Source organism: Stenotrophomonas sp. 57 (assembly GCF_030291075.1).
Classification (GTDB): domain Bacteria; phylum Pseudomonadota; class Gammaproteobacteria; order Xanthomonadales; family Xanthomonadaceae; genus Stenotrophomonas.
Genome location: NZ_CP127407.1, coordinates 2,101,912 through 2,118,264, shown reverse-complemented (window position 1 = coordinate 2,118,264; position 16,353 = coordinate 2,101,912). Strand labels below are relative to the sequence as shown.

The following is a 16,353-nucleotide window of genomic DNA, read 5'->3' as shown; positions in this document are numbered from 1 at the left end:
ATGAACCAGTCCAAGCGCATTGATCCCCTGCTCAAGCGGGCCCAGGAACACGAGGACGCGGTCGCCCGCGACCTGGCCGAACGCCAGCGCGTGCTCGACACCCATCTATCGCGACTGGACGAACTGCGCCGTTATGCGGAGGAGTACGCAAACGCGCAGATGGCAGCCACCAGCCCGGCGCAGCTGCTCAACCGGCGCGCGTTCCTGGACCGCCTGGACAGTGCCGTCGAGCAGCAGCAGGCCACGGTCAACGGCAACCGCGAAAAGGTGGAAGCCGAGCGCGCCCGCCTGATCCTGGCCAGCCGTGACAAGGCCGTACTGGAACAGCTGGCCGCCAGCTACCGTGCGCAGGAGAAAGTGGTGACCGACCGCCGCGACCAGCGCGAGATGGACGATATTGGGGCGCGCCGTGCGCGCCTGGCGCAGGCCGAGGATCAGGATGGTGCGGAGCAGGGAGGCCGCTCGTGATGCCCGCCCCGCTCGCCAGCAGCGCCAACGCGCAGACACAGACGACCGGCGGCGCTGCAGCGCGCGCGCCACGCAGCGAGGGCAGCAAGGATTTCAGCCAGCTGCTGCAGGGCGGCGCGCCGGACTCGCCCGCGCCTGCCAGCGCCGCCACATCACCGTCACCGCCCACCTCGGCACCGAAGCCGCAGACGACCGCCGACGGCAAGGGCCAGGCGCCCGAAGAACGCAGCACGGATGCGGCAGCCTCGGGTAAAGACACGTCGCCCTTGCCGCCGCAAGCCCCGGGTGCGGGTGATCCGGCTACGGACAAGGACACGCCTGTTGCCAGCGAAGACGCGCCGTGGCCGCCGCTGGGCCTGGCTGGGCTGGTCCTGGCCATGCCGGCACCTGCCGACCCGGCCGCCACTCCGCCGGCCACCACCAGTACCGGAGCGACGCTGCCCGTCACTGCCGGTCCGGTACTGCCTGCCACGCCCCCGGGGCCGGGCGCTGCCACCGCATCGACGACTGACAGCACACCGTCGGCCGCCGGCACCGACGATGTCACGACCCTTCCACTGCCGGAGATGATCCTGCCCGGCGGCAAGCGTGGCGACCGCGACAGCAGCGACCTGACCGCGATCGGCGACCGTAGCGCCGCCCCACTGCTGCACGCCCCTGCCCCGGCAGCCCTGCAGGATCTCAAGGCCGCGCTCGCTGCTGGCAACGCCGTCTTCAATGGCGAACCAACGCCCAGGCCGGTGCTTGGCGACGATGGCTTCGATCAGGCCATCGGTGCCCGCGTGGGCTGGCTGGCCGACCAGAAGATCGGCCACGCCCACATCCGCCTGAGCCCGGACGACATGGGCCCGGTGGATGTGCGCCTGCAGTTGAACGGCGACAAGGTGCACGCCAGCTTCAGCAGCCCGCATGTGGACGTGCGCCAAGCACTGGAAAACAGCCTGCCACGCCTGCGTGAACTGCTGGGCGAACAGGGCTTCCAGCTGGCTCATGCCGATGTCGGCCACCAGGCCCCCGGCGGTGACGGCAATGCGTCGGGGCGATCCGGCGCCGGCGGCATGGCCGGTGACGGAGAACCGTCGCCGGGCGATGGCAACGTGTCGTCCGCGCAGTTGATCCGCCAGCGCGGTTTGCTGGACGCGTACGCCTGACAGGTGTGCCAACCAAGGTTGGCACCCACCGGAGCAGTGCGGTCAGCACCCACCAGAGCGGAGTGGTTGGCACCTGCCAGTATCGCGTTGGTGGGTGCGGAGCTTGCTCCGCACGGCCCCACCGGCACCCCGACGGAATTCCGTCGCACCCCTCTCCTCCGCCTTCGGCACGGCCCTTGCATATCCCGGTGAAGCAACCCTCAGGAGCTTCACCCCGTGGCCGCAGCCGCTGACAAAACCAAGAAGACCGCCGAGAAGGACAAGGCCGCCAAGCCGCGCAGTCCGATCCTGATCACCGCCCTGGTGGCCGTGCTGGCCGCCGCAGCCGCCGGTGGCGGCGTCTGGTTCTTCACCCAGTCCAAGCCGGAAGAGAAGACCGCGCAGGCCCCGAAGAAGTCCGCCACCCCGGCACCGGCGCAGTACTTCGCGCTGGACCCGGCCTTCGTGGTCAACCTCAACGGCCCCATCGACGGCCCGCGCTACCTGCAGCTGGAAGTGCAGCTGATGACGCGTGACCCGGCCGCGCTGGAAGCGATCAAGACCCACGCGCCGGCCATCCGCGCGCGCCTGCTGATGCTGTTCTCGCAGGTCAGCCCCGACCAGATCGCCGACGTCGCCGGCAAGCAGAAGCTGCAGGCCGCCTCGCTGGCCGAAGTGCAGAAGGTGCTCAAGGCCGAGACCGGCAGCAACGGCGCCGACGATCTGCTGTTCACCAGCTTCGTGACCCAGTAAGGGCCCCCCGATGAATGACCTGCTGTCCCAGGACGAGATCGATGCCCTGCTCCACGGCGTGGACAGTGGCGCGGTCGAGACCGATCCGGAACCGCCGTCCGGCGAAGCACGTTCGTACGACTTCGCCAGTCAGGACCGCATCATCCGCGGTCGCATGCCGACCCTGGAAATGGTCCATGAGCGCTTCGCCCGCCTGTGGCGGATCGGCCTGTTCAACCTGATCCGCCGCTCGGCCGAGCTGTCGGTGCGCGGCATCGAGCTGATCAAGTTCAACGACTACATGCACTCGCTGTATGTGCCGACCAACCTGAACCTGATCCGCTTCAAGCCGCTGCGTGGCACCGGCCTGATCGTGTTCGAGCCGACCCTGGTGTTCGCCATCGTCGACAACTTCTTCGGTGGCGACGGGCGCTACCCGACCCGCATCGAAGGCCGCGAGTTCACCGCCACCGAAATGCGGGTCATCCACCTGCTGCTGAAGCAGACCTTCGCCGACCTGCGCGAGGCCTGGGCACCGGTGATGGATGTCGACTTCGAGTACATCAACTCGGAGATCAACCCGCACTTCGCCAACATCGTGACGCCGCGCGAGTACGTGGTGGTGTGCCGCCTGCACGTCGAGCTCGATGGCGGTGGCGGCGACATCCACGTGACCCTGCCGTACTCGATGCTGGAGCCGATCCGCGAACTGCTCGACGCCGGTATCCAGAGTGATCGCAACGACCGCGACGAGAGCTGGGGCCAGACCCTGCGCGAGCAGCTCAACATCGCCGAGGTGACGCTGTCCAGCGTGCTGGCCAGCAAGCGCATGACGCTGCGTGACCTGACCCAGCTGAAGGTGGGCGACATCCTGCCGATCGAGCTCAGCCCGCAGGTGCCGTTGTGCGTGGAGAACATCCCGGTGTTTACCGGCGAGTTCGGCATCGCCAACGGCATGAACGCCGTGAAGATCACCGCTACCCATCCGCCGGGCACCCGCCCGCGCGTACCCGTCATCCAGGAAGACCCGCAATGAACGATATCGACGCCCTCGAACCCACCCCGGCCCAGTTCAGCAGCCTGCAGGCCGATGAGGCGAACGGCCCGGACCTGAACCTGGACGTGATCCTCGATGTGCCGGTGACACTGTCGCTGGAAGTCGGTCGCGCGCGCCTGCCGATCCGCAACCTGCTGCAGCTCAACCAGGGTTCGGTGGTGGAACTGGAACGGGGTGCCGGCGAGTCGCTGGATGTGTTCGTCAACGGCACGCTGATCGCCCACGGCGAAGTGGTGGTGATCAATGACCGCTTCGGCGTGCGCCTGACCGATGTGGTCAGCCCGAGCGAGCGGATCCGGAGACTGCGTTGAGCCTGCTGGCCTCCACCCTGCTGGCGGTCGGCAAGGCCGCCGCCCCGGTTGGCCCGCAGGTCGGCCAGCATGCAGCCGCCGCACCCAGCCTGTTTGGTGCGGTGCTGGCGCTGCTGGCAGTGCTGGCCCTGGTGATCGGCCTGGGCTGGTTGCTCAAGCGCATGCCCGGCAGCGGCTTCCGCCCTGCCGAAGGCATGAAGCTGGTGGCCAGCCTCAGTGTCGGCGCCAAGGAACGCGTGGTGGTGGTCGAGGTCAACGGCCAGCAACTGCTGCTGGGCGTCACCGCCGGTGGCATCAATACCCTGCATACCCTGCCCGAACCGTTGCCGCCACCGGCGCCGGTACGCGTGCCGGACTTCAAGAACCTGCCGAATTTCGCCCAGCTGCTGCAGCAGCGGCTGCGCAAGGACCCCTGACATGCGTGTCACCCGTACCCGTCTTGCCACCCTGATACCGTGGCTGCTGTTGCTTGCCCTGTGCCTGTTGCCGGCACTGGCGTTCGCTGCGCCCGGCGCACCGACCACGCCGCTGCCGGATATCAACGTCGGCAAGATCGGCGGTGCGCCGGTCAGCCTGCCGCTGCAGACCCTGCTGCTGATGACGGCGATCACCCTGATCCCGTCGATGCTGCTGGTGCTGACCTCGTTCACCCGCATCATCATCGTGCTGGGCCTGCTGCGCCAGGCGCTGGGCACCGGCCAGACGCCGTCCAACCAGGTGCTGCTGGGCCTGGCCCTGTTCCTCACCGCGATGATCATGCTGCCGACCTGGGACAAGGCCTGGAGCACCGGCATGGCGCCGTATCTCAACGGCGACATCGACTTCCAGACCGCCTGGACGCTGACCACCACGCCGCTGCGCGCTTTCATGCTGGCGCAGATCCGCGAGACCGACCTGATGACCTTCGCCGGCATCGCCGGGCACGGCACCTACGCCAGCCCCGACGCGATCCCGTTCCCGGTGCTGGTCGCCTCGTTCGTCACCAGCGAGCTGAAGACCGCCTTCGAGATCGGCTTCCTGATCTTCATCCCGTTCGTGATCATCGATCTGGTGGTGGCCAGCGTGCTGATGTCGATGGGCATGATGATGCTGTCGCCGATGCTGGTGTCGGCCCCGTTCAAGATCCTGCTGTTCGTGCTGGTCGATGGCTGGGTGCTGACGGTGGGAACGCTGGCGGCCAGTTTCAATCCGGCTTGATCCAACCCCGTAATGGCCGTCGAGCATGGCTCGACGCTACATGAGCGTCGCCGGGCACGTCCCGGCGCTACCGATGGAAAAACCATGTCTCCCGAACTTGCCTTGACCGAACTGCGTGGCGGCCTGATCACCGTGTTGTGGGTGGCCGGCCCCCTGCTGCTCACCGTGCTGGTGGTAGGCGTCGTGGTGGGCGTGGTGCAGGCCGCGACCCAGCTCAACGAACCCACCATCGCCTTCGTGGCCAAGGCGGCAGCGCTGACCGCGGTGCTGTTCGCGCTGGGCAGCCTGCTGATCGGCCATCTGGTTGAATTCACCACGCTGCTGTTCCAGCGCATCCCGCACCTGATCGGCTAGGACACGCGCCTCGATGGACGCCGCCACCCAGATGGCTGCCGACGGCCTGCAGGCCTTCGGCATGATCGGCACCGTGTTGTGGACCATGCTGCGCATCGGCGCGGTGGCGATGGCCATGCCCATGGTCGGTACACGTGCAGTGCCGGCGCGGATCCGCGTGATCCTGGCCGGCACCCTGGCCATCGCGCTGGCGCCGCTGCTGCCGCCGGTACCGGAATGGACGGGCTTTGATGCCGCCACCGTGCTCACCATCGCCCGCGAACTGGCCATCGGCGTGTCCATCGGCTTCCTGCTGCGCCTGGTGTTCGAAGCCGGTGCGCTGGCCGGCGAACTGATCGCCCAGGGTACCGGCCTGGCCTTCGCACAGATGAGCGACCCCCTGCGCGGCGGCACCTCGGGCGTGATCGGGCAGTGGTTCTACCTGATGTTCGGCCTGCTGTTCTTCACCGCCAATGGCCACCTGGCGCTGATCTCGCTGGTGGTGGACAGCTACCGGGCGCTGCCGATCGGCGCGCCGCTGCCCGACCCGCACGCCTTCTTCAGCATCGCCCCGACCTTCCTGCTGACCGTACTGCGCGGCGCACTGACCCTGGCCATACCGCTGACGGTGGCGATGCTGGCGGTCAACCTGGCGTTTGGCGTGCTGGCCCGCGCTGCCCCGGCACTGAACCCGATCCAGCTGGGCCTGCCGGTCTCACTGCTGCTGGGCCTGTTCCTGCTGGCCCTGCTGGCAGGGGAAATGGGCCCACCGGTGCAGCGCCTGTTCGATGCGGCCTTCCAGGCGGCCGACGCGGTCACACACTGACCTGATCATCACGTTTTACTGCTTGCCATGCATCCGTTTCTGTAGAGCCGAGCCCATGCTCGGCTGCCATTGGCCTGAGCGCCAGCCGAGCATGGGCTCGGCCCTACAGGGGCGCAATTTCACGTTTTACCGCTTGAAGTTCCCCCGGGTCTGCGCGTTAGAGTGAATGCGCGGCGTCCAGGGGGGACGCCGCACTTGGCCGGCGCGCCTGCGCGACGGCCTGCCTCATGCATGCCCCACCGTAGTTTCCGTCGACAGGCAGGTCCGGGAGACTGACGAATGCTGGTAGGCACGTACAATCCGTGGCTGGTGGCGATCTCGTTGCTGGTCGCCGTAATGGCTTCCTACACCGCACTGGCGATGGCCGGGCGCACGGTCACCGCGCCGGGCAAGGGCGCGGCCTGGTGGTGGCGCCTGGGGGGCGGCTTCGCGATGGGCCTGGGCATCTGGTCGATGCATTTCATCGGCATGCTCGCCTTCGATCTGCCCATTCCGCTCGGCTACGACCTGCCCATCACCCTGCTCTCCCTGGCCCTGGCCATCGCCTCGTCGGTGTTCGCACTGTGGCTGGTGTCACTGCGCACCCTGCCGCATCCACGCCTGGCGGGCGGCGCATTGTTGATGGGCACCGGCATTGCCAGCATGCACTACGTCGGCATGGCCGCCATGCGCATGCGACCCGGCATCGACTACGACCCAGGTTGGCTGCTGTTCTCGCTGCTGGTGGCGGTCGCCGCCTCGTGGACCGCGCTGTATGTGGCCTTCCGCCTGCGCGCGCAGCGCACCCGTGTCGGCGATCGGCTCGCGGCCGCCGGCCTGCTCGGGCTGGCCATCGTCGGCATGCACTACACCGGCATGGCCGCCGCACGCTTCCCCGAGGGCAGCATCTGTGGCGCGGCGGTCGGCGATGGCCTGCAGAGCGAATGGTTGGCGATGCTGGTGGTGGTGCTGACCGTCGCAATCCTGGCCGTGGTGCTGGTGGTCTCGTGGCTGGACCAGCGGGTGGAAGCGCAACTGCTGCGCCTGCGCAACTCGATGTTGAGCACCTCGCTGACCGACGCGCAGCAGGAGCTGACCCAGGCTGCATTGCATGATCCGCTCACCCGCCTGCCCAACCGGCTGCTGCTGCAGCGGCGCATCGTGCAGGCACTGGCCGAGGCCGAACAGGGCGGCAGCCGTTTCGCGGTGATGTTCATGGATCTGGACGGGTTCAAGCAGGTCAACGATGCCTATGGCCACCAGGCCGGCGACGCGCTGCTGGTGGCGGTGGCCGAGCGCACCCGCCAGCTGCTGCGCCCCCACGACATGCTGGCCCGCCTGGGGGGCGATGAGTTCGTGCTGGTGGTACGCATCGAGCATGACGAGGATCTGCCAACCCTCGCCCGGCGCATCCTGCAGGCGGTCGGCAGTGGACCGCTGCTGCCGGACAACGAACTGCAGGTAACCGCCAGCATCGGCGTGGCGATCTGCCCCGACCACGCCGCCAGCGAGCGGCAGCTGATGGCGTTTGCCGACGCGGCGATGTACCAGGCCAAGGAGTCCGGACGCAACGCCTTCGTGTTGTTCGCCGACTGGATGAACGACAGTGCCGAGCAGCAGTTCCGGCTGCTGGCCGACCTGCGCCGGGCGATCGGCAGCGACCAGCTGTTCCTGAACTTCCAGCCCAAGATCCGCGTGGCAACGCAGAAGGTGGCCGGTGCCGAGGCGCTGATCCGCTGGCGGCACCCGGAACATGGCCTGATTCCGCCCGATCGATTCATCCGCCTGGCCGAGCGCAGCGGGGCGATCAACGACATCGGGCGCTGGGCACTGGACCAGGCCTGCCAGCAGCTGCGGCGCTGGCACCACGCCGGTCACGAAGGCTGGTCGATGTCGGTGAACCTGTCGCCGGTGCAGTTCAGTTCGCCGCACCTGCTGCAGGATGTGCGTGAAGTGATCGAACGCTATGGCATTGCCCCCCGCCACCTGGTGCTGGAGATCACCGAAAGCACGGTCATGCGCGATACCGATACCAGCCTTCGCCTGCTGCAGGCGCTGTCGGCGCTGGGCGTGGGCATCTCCATCGATGATTTCGGAACCGGCTATTCCAGCCTGTTGTACCTGAAGCGGCTGCCGGCCACCGAGATCAAGATCGACCACGCCTTCGTGCGCGACCTGGAACACAGCGCCGAAGACGTGGTGATCGTCTCGGCGATCGTAGCGCTGGGCCACGCGCTGGACATGGACATCGTCGCCGAGGGCGTGGAGACTGCGGCGCAGCGTGCCTACCTGGAGCGGCTGGGCTGCGACTACCTGCAGGGCTACCTGCTGGGCCGCCCGGTCGATGCAGCACGCTTCATGCAGTTGCACGACCTGCCGCGGCCGCGGGTGGAACTGGCGCAGAGCCCGCCGCAACAACACCCGCCCGGATAACGCCGGGCAGCGCGCCCGCCCGCGATCACGGAACGATTCCTGCGGCACCCTCCTGTAGAGCCGAGCCCACGCTCGGCTGCGCTTCGTGCCTGGCCCCAACCGCAGCCAAGCGTGGGCTCGGGCCTAGACGAGGGCCGTCGGTAGATCCACGCCGTGCGTGGAACGGTTCTTGCACGCACCCCGGCATCCCCTGCCGTAGTGCCCCGTGATGTCCGAGAACGAATCCGCCGGCGAAAAGACCGAACAACCGACCGAAAAACGCCTGCGCGACGCCCGTGAACAGGGCAACCTGCCGCGCTCGCGCGAGCTCGGCACGGCCGCCGTGTTCGGCGCCGGCGTGCTGGCGGTGATGGCAATGAGCGGCTCGATCGGCCGTGGCGCCACGGCCTGGATGAAGCAGGCGCTGAGCCCGGAACAGAGCCTGCGGCAGAACCCGAAGGAGCTGTTCGGCCACTTCGGCGACCTGCTGCTGCAGTTCATGCTGGTGATCGCGCCGCTGGTGCTGGTCTGCCTGCTGGCCAGCTTTGTCGCCCCGCTGGTGATGGGCGGCCTGCGCTGGTCGCAGAAGGCGATGCTGCCCGACTTCAACCGCATGAACCCGATGAGCGGGCTCAAGCGCCTGTACGGCCCGGAGGCCATCGCCGAGTTCACCAAGTCGCTGCTGCGCGTGGCCTTTGTCGGCGTCGCCGCCGGCCTGGTGGTCTGGACTGGCTTCGACACCCTGCGCGGGCTGATCCACCACCCGCTGGAGACCGCCATCACCGACGGCCTCGGCTTCACCCTGCGCCTGCTGCTGGCCACCGCCGGTGCGATGCTGATGCTGGCCGCCATCGACGCGCCGTACCAGCGCTGGAACTGGATGCGCAAGCTGAAGATGACCCGTGAAGAGCTGCGCCGGGAAATGAAGGAAAGCGAGGGCAGCCCCGAGGTGAAGGGCCGCATCCGCCAGCTGCAGCAGCAGATGGCCAACCGCCGGATGATGGAGGCGGTACCCACCGCCGACGTGGTGGTGGTCAACCCCACCCACTACGCGGTGGCCCTGAAGTACGAAGGCGGCGCCATGAACGCCCCCACCGTGGTCGCGCTGGGCGTGGACGAGACCGCCCTGCGCATCCGTGAAGTGGCCGACGGCAACAAGGTTGCCATCGTCTCCGCCCCGCCTTTGGCACGCGCCTTGTATCGGGAAGGCCAACTCGGAAAGGAAATCCCCGTGAGACTGTATTCGGCCGTTGCCCAGGTCCTGTCCTACGTCTACCAGCTGCGTGCCTGGCGCACTGGCCCGATGCCGGACGCCCCGCACATCCAGGTGGATGAATTCGGCAAGGGAGGCCGCCCGTGAGCGCCCAGCCCTCGACCGGATTCAATACCCGCCGCGCCCTGGAAATGATCCGCCAGGGCCTTGGCGCGCCGCTGATCGTGCTGGCCCTGCTGGCCATGGTCGTGGTGCCGCTGGCCGCACCCGTGCTCGACGCGTTGTTCACCTTCAACATCGCCATCTCGCTGATGGTGCTGCTGGCGGTGGTCTACGTGAAGCGCCCGCTGGACTTCACCATCTTCCCGATCGTGCTGCTGATCACCACCATGCTGCGGCTGGCGCTGAACGTGGCCTCCACCCGCGTCATCCTGCTGAACGGCCAGAACGGCCACGACGCCGCGGGCAAGGTCATCGCCGCGTTCGGCGAATTCGTGATCGGCGGCAACTACGCGGTCGGCATCGTGGTGTTCGCAATCCTGACCATCATCAACTTCGTGGTCATCACCAAGGGCGCCGGCCGGGTTTCGGAAGTGACCGCGCGCTTCATCCTGGACGCCATGCCCGGCAAGCAGATGGCGATCGACGCCGACCTCAACGCCGGTTTGCTGACGCGTGAAGAAGCCAAGCTGCGCCGTGAAGAAGTCCGCGAGGAAGCCGACTTCTACGGTGCAATGGACGGTGCCAGCAAGTTCATCCGCGGCGACGCCATCGCCGGCATCCTGATCCTGTTCATCAACATGCTCGGCGGCCTGGCCGTGGGCGTGCTGCAGCATGGCATGCCGTTCGGCGATGCCGCTGCCACCTACACCCTGCTCTCCATCGGTGACGGCCTGGTGGCGCAGCTGCCGGCACTGCTGGTGTCCAGCGCGGTGGCGATGCTGGTCACCCGGGCCTCGCGTTCCCAGGACATGGCCCAGGCCATGACCGGCCAGGTGTTCGGCCAGTACCGTGCGCTGGCGATCACCGCCGGCATCATCGGCGTCGTTGGCCTGGTGCCGGGCATGCCCAACGTCGCTTTCCTGACGCTGGCCGCGATCCTCGGCTTCATCGCCTGGAAGGTCTACCGCAAGGGCAAGACCGCCGCCACCGATCCGGCAGCGGGAGGCAATGACGCCGCCGCGCTCAATGCGCTGGGCCGCCCCGCCGCGCCGGCACCGACCGCCGAACTGAGCTGGGACGAGCTGCGCCCGGTCGATCCACTGGGCCTTGAGGTCGGCTACCGGCTGATCCCGCTGGTGGACAGCAACCAGGGCGGTGAACTGATGGCGCGCATCAAGGGCGTGCGCCGCAAGCTGACCCAGGACGTTGGCTTCCTGATTCCCTCGGTACACATCCGCGACAACCTGGAGTTGCCGGCCAATGGTTACCGCGTGCTGGTGCACGGCGTGCCGGTGGCCACCGCCGAAATCCATCCGGATCGCGAGCTGGCGCTGGATCCCGGCAGTGCACTCGGCGCACTGGAAGGCATCGCCGGCAAGGACCCTGCGTTTGGACTGGACGCCACCTGGATCCAGCCGCACCAGCGCGCCCAGGCCGAAACGCTGGGCTACACCGTGGTCGACCCGGCCACCGTGGTCGCCACCCACCTCTCGCACCTGATCCGCGAGCACGCGCCGGAACTGCTCGGACACGAGGAAGTGCAGCACCTGCTGGCCAACCTGGCCAAGAGCGCGCCCAAGCTCGTCGAAGATCTGACGCCGAAGGCGCTGCCGCTGTCGGCGGTGGTGCGCGTGCTGCAGAACCTGCTGGTCGAGCGCATTCCGATCCGCCAGCTGCGCAAGATCGCCGAGGCACTGGTCGAACACGCGCCCAACAGCCAGGACCCGGCCGTGCTGACCGCCGCCGTGCGCACCGCACTGGGCCGCTTCATCGTGCAGGAGATCGCCGGAATGTCGGCGGAGCTGCCGGTGTTCACCCTCAACCCGCAATTGGAACGTGTCTTGCAGGAGTCCACGCAGGGCAACGGCGCCGCGCTGGAACCCGGACTCGCTGAGCGACTGCACCAGAGCCTGGCCGAATGTGTCAGCAAGCAGGAAGCCCGCAACGAGCCCGCGGTCGTGCTGGTACCTGGCCCGGTGCGCGCCGCGCTGGCCCGCCTGGTCCGCCACAGCGTTCCGTCGCTGTCGGTCCTGGCCTACAGCGAGGTGCCGGAGGACAAGCGCCTGAAGCTGGTCGGAACGATCAGCTGACGCCGCCCTCCGATGCGCCAGAAAACAGACACCACTTTCGAACCAACGCAACAGACAGACACCAAGGGGAACCCGCACCGTGCAGACCACCGACCACCCGAGTTCTCCTACCGCCACCCCGCCGTCTTCGTCCCGTGACCACAGCATGAAAATCAAACGATTCGTCGCCGCCGACATGCGCTCGGCCATGAACCTGGTGCGCAAGGAACATGGTCCTGACGCCGTGATCCTGTCCAACCGCCGGATCGAGGAAGGCATCGAGATCGTCGCCGCCGCCAACTACGACGAGAGCGCCGTGCAGCGTGCGCTGGAAGCCTCGCGCCGTGATGTCGCACCGCCGCCGGCCCCCAAGCCGCGCACCGCCGCCGATGCCGTCATTGCCGCAGTCACCCGCCGTCGCAGCAACACCCCCGCTCCGGAACCGGTTGCCGCGACCACCTCTGCCGTGGCCGCCCTCGCCCGCGCCGCGGTCGGTGCCACCGGCCGCACCCTGGACAGCGCCGACGAGATCGTGCCGACCCGCGGCAGCACCGGCTTCGCCGCGACCCTGGCCCGAGCTGCCGTCAACGAACCGGCGCTGCCGGAACAGATCTTCGCCCCGTTCGCCGAGGCCATCGTTGCACCGGCACCGGCACCGGCCGCCAGCGCGCCAGCCAACCGTGCCCGCTTCCAGATCGACCCGCCGCACGAGATGCATCACGAAAGCGCGGCCCCCGCCGTGCAGCCGCCGCCACTGCCGGGCGCGGCTCCGACCGAAGCACAGCCGGAGATCGCCGCCAGCGAACCGGCAGTGGCCGACGCCGTCATCGAAACCTCGCCGGAGCCTACCCTCGCCCCGGCCCCGGTGCTGACCGTGGTCGCCCAGGACGACGCCGAGATCCGCCAGCTGCGCCAGGAAGTGGCCGGCATGCGCCAGGTGATCGAGCGCGAGATGAACCGCTTCACCGACGAGCGCCTGCGTGGCTGCCCGGTGCGCGCCACCGCGCTGGATCTGATGGACGAGTACGGTTTCGACGCCGGCCTGGCCCGCGACGTGGCCATGCAGATCCCGCTGGAGACCGAAGCCCACCGTGGCCGTGGCCTGATGCTGGGGCTGATCTCGCGCAAGCTGCCGATCGCCCCCGTCGACCCGCTGGAGGAAGGCGGCGTGATTGCCCTGGTCGGCCCGACCGGCGCCGGCAAGACCACCACCATCGCCAAGCTGGCCTCGCGCTTCGCCGAGAAGCACGCGCCGCGTGACGTGGCCCTGGTGACCACCGACACCACCCGCATCGGCGCCCGCGAGCAGCTGTACGGCTACGGCCGCCAGCTCGGCATCGCCGTGCACGAGGCCAACAGCGGCACCGACCTGGACCAGCTGCTGGAACGCCTGAAGGACTACAAGCTGGTGCTGATCGACACCGCCGGGCTGGGCCCGCGCGACCGCGCACTGGCCGCCCAGCTGCAGTGGCTGCGCGCCGCCCGCCAGGTCCGCACCCTGCTGGTGCTGCCGGCCAACACCAGCTTCGGCGACATGGACGAGGTGGTCCGCCGCTTCGGCGCCGCCAACCTGCAGGGCCTGGTACTGAGCAAGCTGGACGAGACCGGCCGCTTCGGCAACGCCCTGTCGGTGGCCGTGGACCATGCCCTGCCGATCACCTGGGTGACCGATGGCCAGGACGTTCCGGACGACCTGCACCGGGCCAGTGCAGCCAATCTTGTACTTCGCCTTGAAGATTTGCGCCGAGCGGCCGATATGCCCTGCAACCCGGAGTTGAACCATGCCGTCGCGTGAGTACGCCAAGCTGACCAAGACCTTCCCGCTGTCGGCCACCCGCAGCGAGCCGCTCGGCCCTGTGCGCACCATTGCCGTGACCGGCGGCAAGGGCGGCGTGGGCAAGACCAATGTCTCGGCCAACCTGGCCGTGGCACTGGCCGGCATGGGCAAGCGCACGCTGCTGCTGGACGCCGACCTTGGCCTGGCCAACATCGACGTGATCCTGGGACTGAACCCCACCTTTACGCTGGCCGACCTGGTCGCCGGCCGCTGCTCGCTGGACGACGTCATCGTCGAAGGCCCGAATGGCGTGCTGGTGGTCCCGGCCGCGTCCGGCCGCCGGCACATGGCCGAGCTGGCCCCGGCCGAGCATGTCGGCCTGGTCAACGTGTTCTCCGAACTGGAACGCGAGCTGGACATCATGGTGGTCGACACCGCCGCCGGCATCACCGACGGCGTGCTGACCTTCTGCCAGGCCGCGCAGGACACCGTGGTGGTGGTCTGTGACGAACCGGCTTCGATCACCGATGCCTACGCACTGATCAAGGTGCTGTCACGCGAGCGCGGCGTGGACCGCATCCAGGTGGTGGCCAACATGGTGCGCGATCCCAACGAAGGCCGCGTGCTGTACGAGAAGCTGACCCGCGTCTGCGAGAAGTTCCTTGCCGATGTCTCGCTGAACTACCTGGGCTGCGTGCCGCAGGATGACTGGCTGCGCCTGTCGGTGCAGCGCCAGCAGCCGGTGGTGAAGGCTTATCCGTCCAGCCCGGCCGCGCTGGCGATCACCGAGATTGCCCGCCGCACCGCCCGCTGGCAGGCGCCGACCGAGCCGCGTGGCGGCGTCGAGTTCTTCCTCGAGCGCATCCTCAAGCAGCGCGGGGTGGCCGCATGAAAGGCGCAGCCCAGTACCGGGAGGTCCAGCGCTCGGCAGCCAACGAGGTCATCGCCCAGCACTCGGATCTGGTGCGGCGCATCGCCCACCACCTGGCTGCGCGGTTGCCGGCCAGCGTCGAAGTGGACGACCTGATCCAGGCCGGCATGATGGGCCTGATCGAAGCCTCGCGCAGCTATGACGCCGACCAGGGCGCCTCGTTCGAGACCTATGCCTCGATCCGCATCCGTGGCTCGATGATCGACGAGATCCGCCGCGGCGACTGGGTGCCGCGTTCGGTGCACCGCCGTGCGCGTGACGCCGCCGCCACCATCCGCCGCCTCGAACAGAGCAGCGGCCGTGCCGCCAGCGCCACCGAAGTGGCCGCGGCGATGGAGATGCCGTTGCCAGAGTACCTGCGGTTGATGGAAGACGCCGCACGCGGCCAGGTGCTGAGCCTGGAATCGCGCATCGAGGACCAGGGCGAGCTGGACACCGTCGCCCAGGGCGGCCCGACCCCACAGCAGGTGCTGGAGCGCGGCGAATTCGGCCGCGAGCTGGGCAAGGCCATCGGCCACCTGCCCGAGCGCGAACAGCTGGTGCTCTCGCTGTACTACGAGCAGGAGCTGAACCTGAAGGAGATCGGCGCAGTGCTCGGCGTGAGCGAATCGCGGGTCTGCCAGATCCACGGCCAGGCGGTACTGCGCCTGCGGGGCCGACTGAAGATATTCGAGGCGGTCGACGCCGGCCTTGAAGAATGAACATCCCCGAGGCGGCTGCCCCCGGCCGCCCGGAATGAACAACAAAGGAACTCTGCTTTGAACAAGAACATGCGCATCCTGATCGTCGACGACTTTTCGACCATGCGTCGCATCGTCAAGAACCTGCTGGGCGATCTGGGCTTCACCAACACCGCCGAAGCCGAGGACGGGCATGCCGCGCTGTCGTTGCTGCAGAGCCAGCCGTTCGATTTCGTGGTCACCGACTGGAACATGCCGGTGATGACCGGCATCGAGCTGCTGAAGGCGATCCGCGCCGACGCCAAGCTGAAAACGCTGCCTGTGCTGATGGTCACCGCCGAAGCCAAGCGCGAGCAGATCATCGAAGCGGCACAGAGCGGCGTCAACGGCTACATCATCAAGCCGTTCACCGCGCAGACGCTGGAAGAGAAGCTGGGCAAGATCTTCGAACGCCTGGCGGCCAGCGCCTGATGGATACCACGGTCGACAGGAACGCCCTCGCCCTGCGCCTGCAGGAAGCCCTGGACGCGCTGGAGTCCGGTGACGAAGCCGCTTGGCGGCAACGCATCGACGGACTGGTCGCGCTGCGCACGCAGCCGATGATGAGCGGCCTTTCGCGGCTGGCCCGCGAGCTGGGTCAAGCGCTGGGTGAACTGCCGACCGTGCCGAGCGAAGCCGGTGAACTGGACGACGCCTGCGCACGCCTGGACCACGTGGTGGCGATGACCGAACAGGCCACCCACCGCACCCTGGACCTGGCCGAGGAATGCCGCAGCCTGACCGAACAGCTGCGCGCCGAAGGCCTGCAGCCCGGCCAGGACGCGCAGCTCGAGCGCATCCGCCACAACCTCACCGAAATCGCCCTGACCCAGAGCTACCAGGACCTGACCGGACAGATCATCCGGCGCGTGGTCGGCATCGTGCGCCGCGTACACGAAGGTTTCGGCGCACTCGGCCTGCCGCCGGAACAGCATCGCACCGACCCGGAACTGGCCGGGCCGGCATTGAAGGGACTGGACCGCCACGCGGTCTCGCAGAACGACGCCGACGACCTGTTGTCGGATCTGGGGCTGTAA

General features: G+C 68.2%; 17 protein-coding genes. All 17 read left to right on the top strand.

What is annotated here, in order from left to right; translation table 11 throughout:
• The 17 genes from fliJ to QP512_RS09640 all read left to right on the top strand — a co-directional run bounded on the left by fliJ (position 1) and on the right by QP512_RS09640 (position 16,353).
• The gene (gene fliJ, locus QP512_RS09720; RefSeq protein WP_065198660.1) at positions 1-468 is read left to right on the top strand and encodes a flagellar export protein FliJ; all 468 of its coding nucleotides are present in this window, start codon (positions 1-3) and stop codon (positions 466-468) included.
• Complete coding sequence (locus QP512_RS09715) at positions 468-1,619, top strand: flagellar hook-length control protein FliK (protein WP_286071890.1); 1,152 nt, start codon at positions 468-470, stop codon at positions 1,617-1,619. Before fliJ ends, QP512_RS09715 begins: the two co-directional genes overlap by 1 nt.
• Before the next feature lie 216 nt (positions 1,620-1,835).
• Positions 1,836-2,351, top strand: coding sequence for a flagellar basal body-associated FliL family protein (locus QP512_RS09710; protein ID WP_057504318.1), 516 nt, complete (start codon positions 1,836-1,838; stop codon positions 2,349-2,351).
• Positions 2,352-2,361: 10 nt separating this feature from the next.
• A complete protein-coding gene (fliM, locus tag QP512_RS09705) occupies positions 2,362-3,366 on the top strand; it encodes a flagellar motor switch protein FliM (protein WP_049431106.1) in 1,005 nt (334 codons plus the stop codon).
• Positions 3,363-3,698 carry a flagellar motor switch protein FliN gene (gene fliN / locus QP512_RS09700; RefSeq protein WP_005409543.1) on the top strand — a complete coding sequence of 112 codons (336 nt, stop codon included), beginning with the start codon at positions 3,363-3,365 and terminating at the stop codon, positions 3,696-3,698. Before fliM ends, fliN begins: the two co-directional genes overlap by 4 nt.
• Before the next feature lie 17 nt (positions 3,699-3,715).
• Entirely contained in the window at positions 3,716-4,114 is a 399-nt protein-coding gene (gene fliO, locus QP512_RS09695) for a flagellar biosynthetic protein FliO (protein ID WP_180848852.1), read from the top strand.
• A gap of 1 nt (position 4,115) precedes the next feature.
• Positions 4,116-4,895 carry a flagellar type III secretion system pore protein FliP gene (gene fliP, locus QP512_RS09690; RefSeq protein WP_286071889.1) on the top strand — a complete coding sequence of 260 codons (780 nt, stop codon included), beginning with the start codon at positions 4,116-4,118 and terminating at the stop codon, positions 4,893-4,895.
• Between the two features lie 84 nt (positions 4,896-4,979).
• Positions 4,980-5,249 (top strand): flagellar biosynthetic protein FliQ, encoded by a 270-nt coding sequence (locus QP512_RS09685; protein ID WP_005413254.1) that lies wholly within the window; start codon positions 4,980-4,982, stop codon positions 5,247-5,249.
• Positions 5,250-5,262: 13 nt separating this feature from the next.
• Positions 5,263-6,054, top strand: coding sequence for a flagellar biosynthetic protein FliR (gene fliR / locus QP512_RS09680; protein WP_286071888.1), 792 nt, complete (start codon positions 5,263-5,265; stop codon positions 6,052-6,054).
• 279 nt (positions 6,055-6,333) lie between these two features.
• A complete protein-coding gene (locus QP512_RS09675; protein ID WP_286071887.1) occupies positions 6,334-8,466 on the top strand; it encodes a bifunctional diguanylate cyclase/phosphodiesterase in 2,133 nt (710 codons plus the stop codon).
• 208 nt (positions 8,467-8,674) lie between these two features.
• Positions 8,675-9,805, top strand: a complete 1,131-nt coding sequence (gene flhB / locus QP512_RS09670) for a flagellar biosynthesis protein FlhB (RefSeq protein ID WP_286071886.1) — start codon at positions 8,675-8,677, stop codon at positions 9,803-9,805.
• 44 nt (positions 9,806-9,849) lie between these two features.
• Positions 9,850-11,910 carry a flagellar biosynthesis protein FlhA gene (gene flhA, locus QP512_RS09665; protein ID WP_286072022.1) on the top strand — a complete coding sequence of 687 codons (2,061 nt, stop codon included), beginning with the start codon at positions 9,850-9,852 and terminating at the stop codon, positions 11,908-11,910.
• A 145-nt stretch (positions 11,911-12,055) separates the two neighbouring features.
• The gene (flhF, locus tag QP512_RS09660; RefSeq protein WP_286071885.1) at positions 12,056-13,684 is read left to right on the top strand and encodes a flagellar biosynthesis protein FlhF; all 1,629 of its coding nucleotides are present in this window, start codon (positions 12,056-12,058) and stop codon (positions 13,682-13,684) included.
• On the top strand, positions 13,671-14,558 hold the full coding sequence (locus QP512_RS09655; RefSeq protein ID WP_005409532.1) for a P-loop NTPase: 888 nt from the start codon (positions 13,671-13,673) through the stop codon (positions 14,556-14,558). The genes flhF and QP512_RS09655 overlap by 14 nt, the downstream gene beginning before the upstream one ends.
• On the top strand, positions 14,555-15,298 hold the full coding sequence (locus QP512_RS09650; RefSeq protein ID WP_075674543.1) for an RNA polymerase sigma factor FliA: 744 nt from the start codon (positions 14,555-14,557) through the stop codon (positions 15,296-15,298). The genes QP512_RS09655 and QP512_RS09650 overlap by 4 nt, the downstream gene beginning before the upstream one ends.
• Before the next feature lie 57 nt (positions 15,299-15,355).
• A complete protein-coding gene (gene cheY / locus QP512_RS09645) occupies positions 15,356-15,748 on the top strand; it encodes a chemotaxis response regulator CheY (RefSeq protein WP_006365466.1) in 393 nt (130 codons plus the stop codon).
• Complete coding sequence (locus tag QP512_RS09640; protein WP_049465790.1) at positions 15,748-16,353, top strand: protein phosphatase CheZ; 606 nt, start codon at positions 15,748-15,750, stop codon at positions 16,351-16,353. The genes cheY and QP512_RS09640 overlap by 1 nt, the downstream gene beginning before the upstream one ends.

Coding starts and splice junctions, on each gene's coding strand:
- flhB (WP_286071886.1), top strand. CDS start 8,675: ATGTCCGAGAACGAATCCGCCGGCGAAAAGACCGAACAACCGACCGAA.
- QP512_RS09655 (WP_005409532.1), top strand. CDS start 13,671: ATGCCGTCGCGTGAGTACGCCAAGCTGACCAAGACCTTCCCGCTGTCG.
- fliJ (WP_065198660.1), top strand. CDS start 1: ATGAACCAGTCCAAGCGCATTGATCCCCTGCTCAAGCGGGCCCAGGAA.
- fliP (WP_286071889.1), top strand. CDS start 4,116: ATGCGTGTCACCCGTACCCGTCTTGCCACCCTGATACCGTGGCTGCTG.
- fliR (WP_286071888.1), top strand. CDS start 5,263: ATGGACGCCGCCACCCAGATGGCTGCCGACGGCCTGCAGGCCTTCGGC.
- fliN (WP_005409543.1), top strand. CDS start 3,363: ATGAACGATATCGACGCCCTCGAACCCACCCCGGCCCAGTTCAGCAGC.
- flhA (WP_286072022.1), top strand. CDS start 9,850: ATGATCCGCCAGGGCCTTGGCGCGCCGCTGATCGTGCTGGCCCTGCTG.
- QP512_RS09650 (WP_075674543.1), top strand. CDS start 14,555: ATGAAAGGCGCAGCCCAGTACCGGGAGGTCCAGCGCTCGGCAGCCAAC.
- flhF (WP_286071885.1), top strand. CDS start 12,056: ATGAAAATCAAACGATTCGTCGCCGCCGACATGCGCTCGGCCATGAAC.
- QP512_RS09675 (WP_286071887.1), top strand. CDS start 6,334: ATGCTGGTAGGCACGTACAATCCGTGGCTGGTGGCGATCTCGTTGCTG.
- QP512_RS09715 (WP_286071890.1), top strand. CDS start 468: ATGCCCGCCCCGCTCGCCAGCAGCGCCAACGCGCAGACACAGACGACC.
- QP512_RS09685 (WP_005413254.1), top strand. CDS start 4,980: ATGTCTCCCGAACTTGCCTTGACCGAACTGCGTGGCGGCCTGATCACC.
- QP512_RS09640 (WP_049465790.1), top strand. CDS start 15,748: ATGGATACCACGGTCGACAGGAACGCCCTCGCCCTGCGCCTGCAGGAA.
- fliM (WP_049431106.1), top strand. CDS start 2,362: ATGAATGACCTGCTGTCCCAGGACGAGATCGATGCCCTGCTCCACGGC.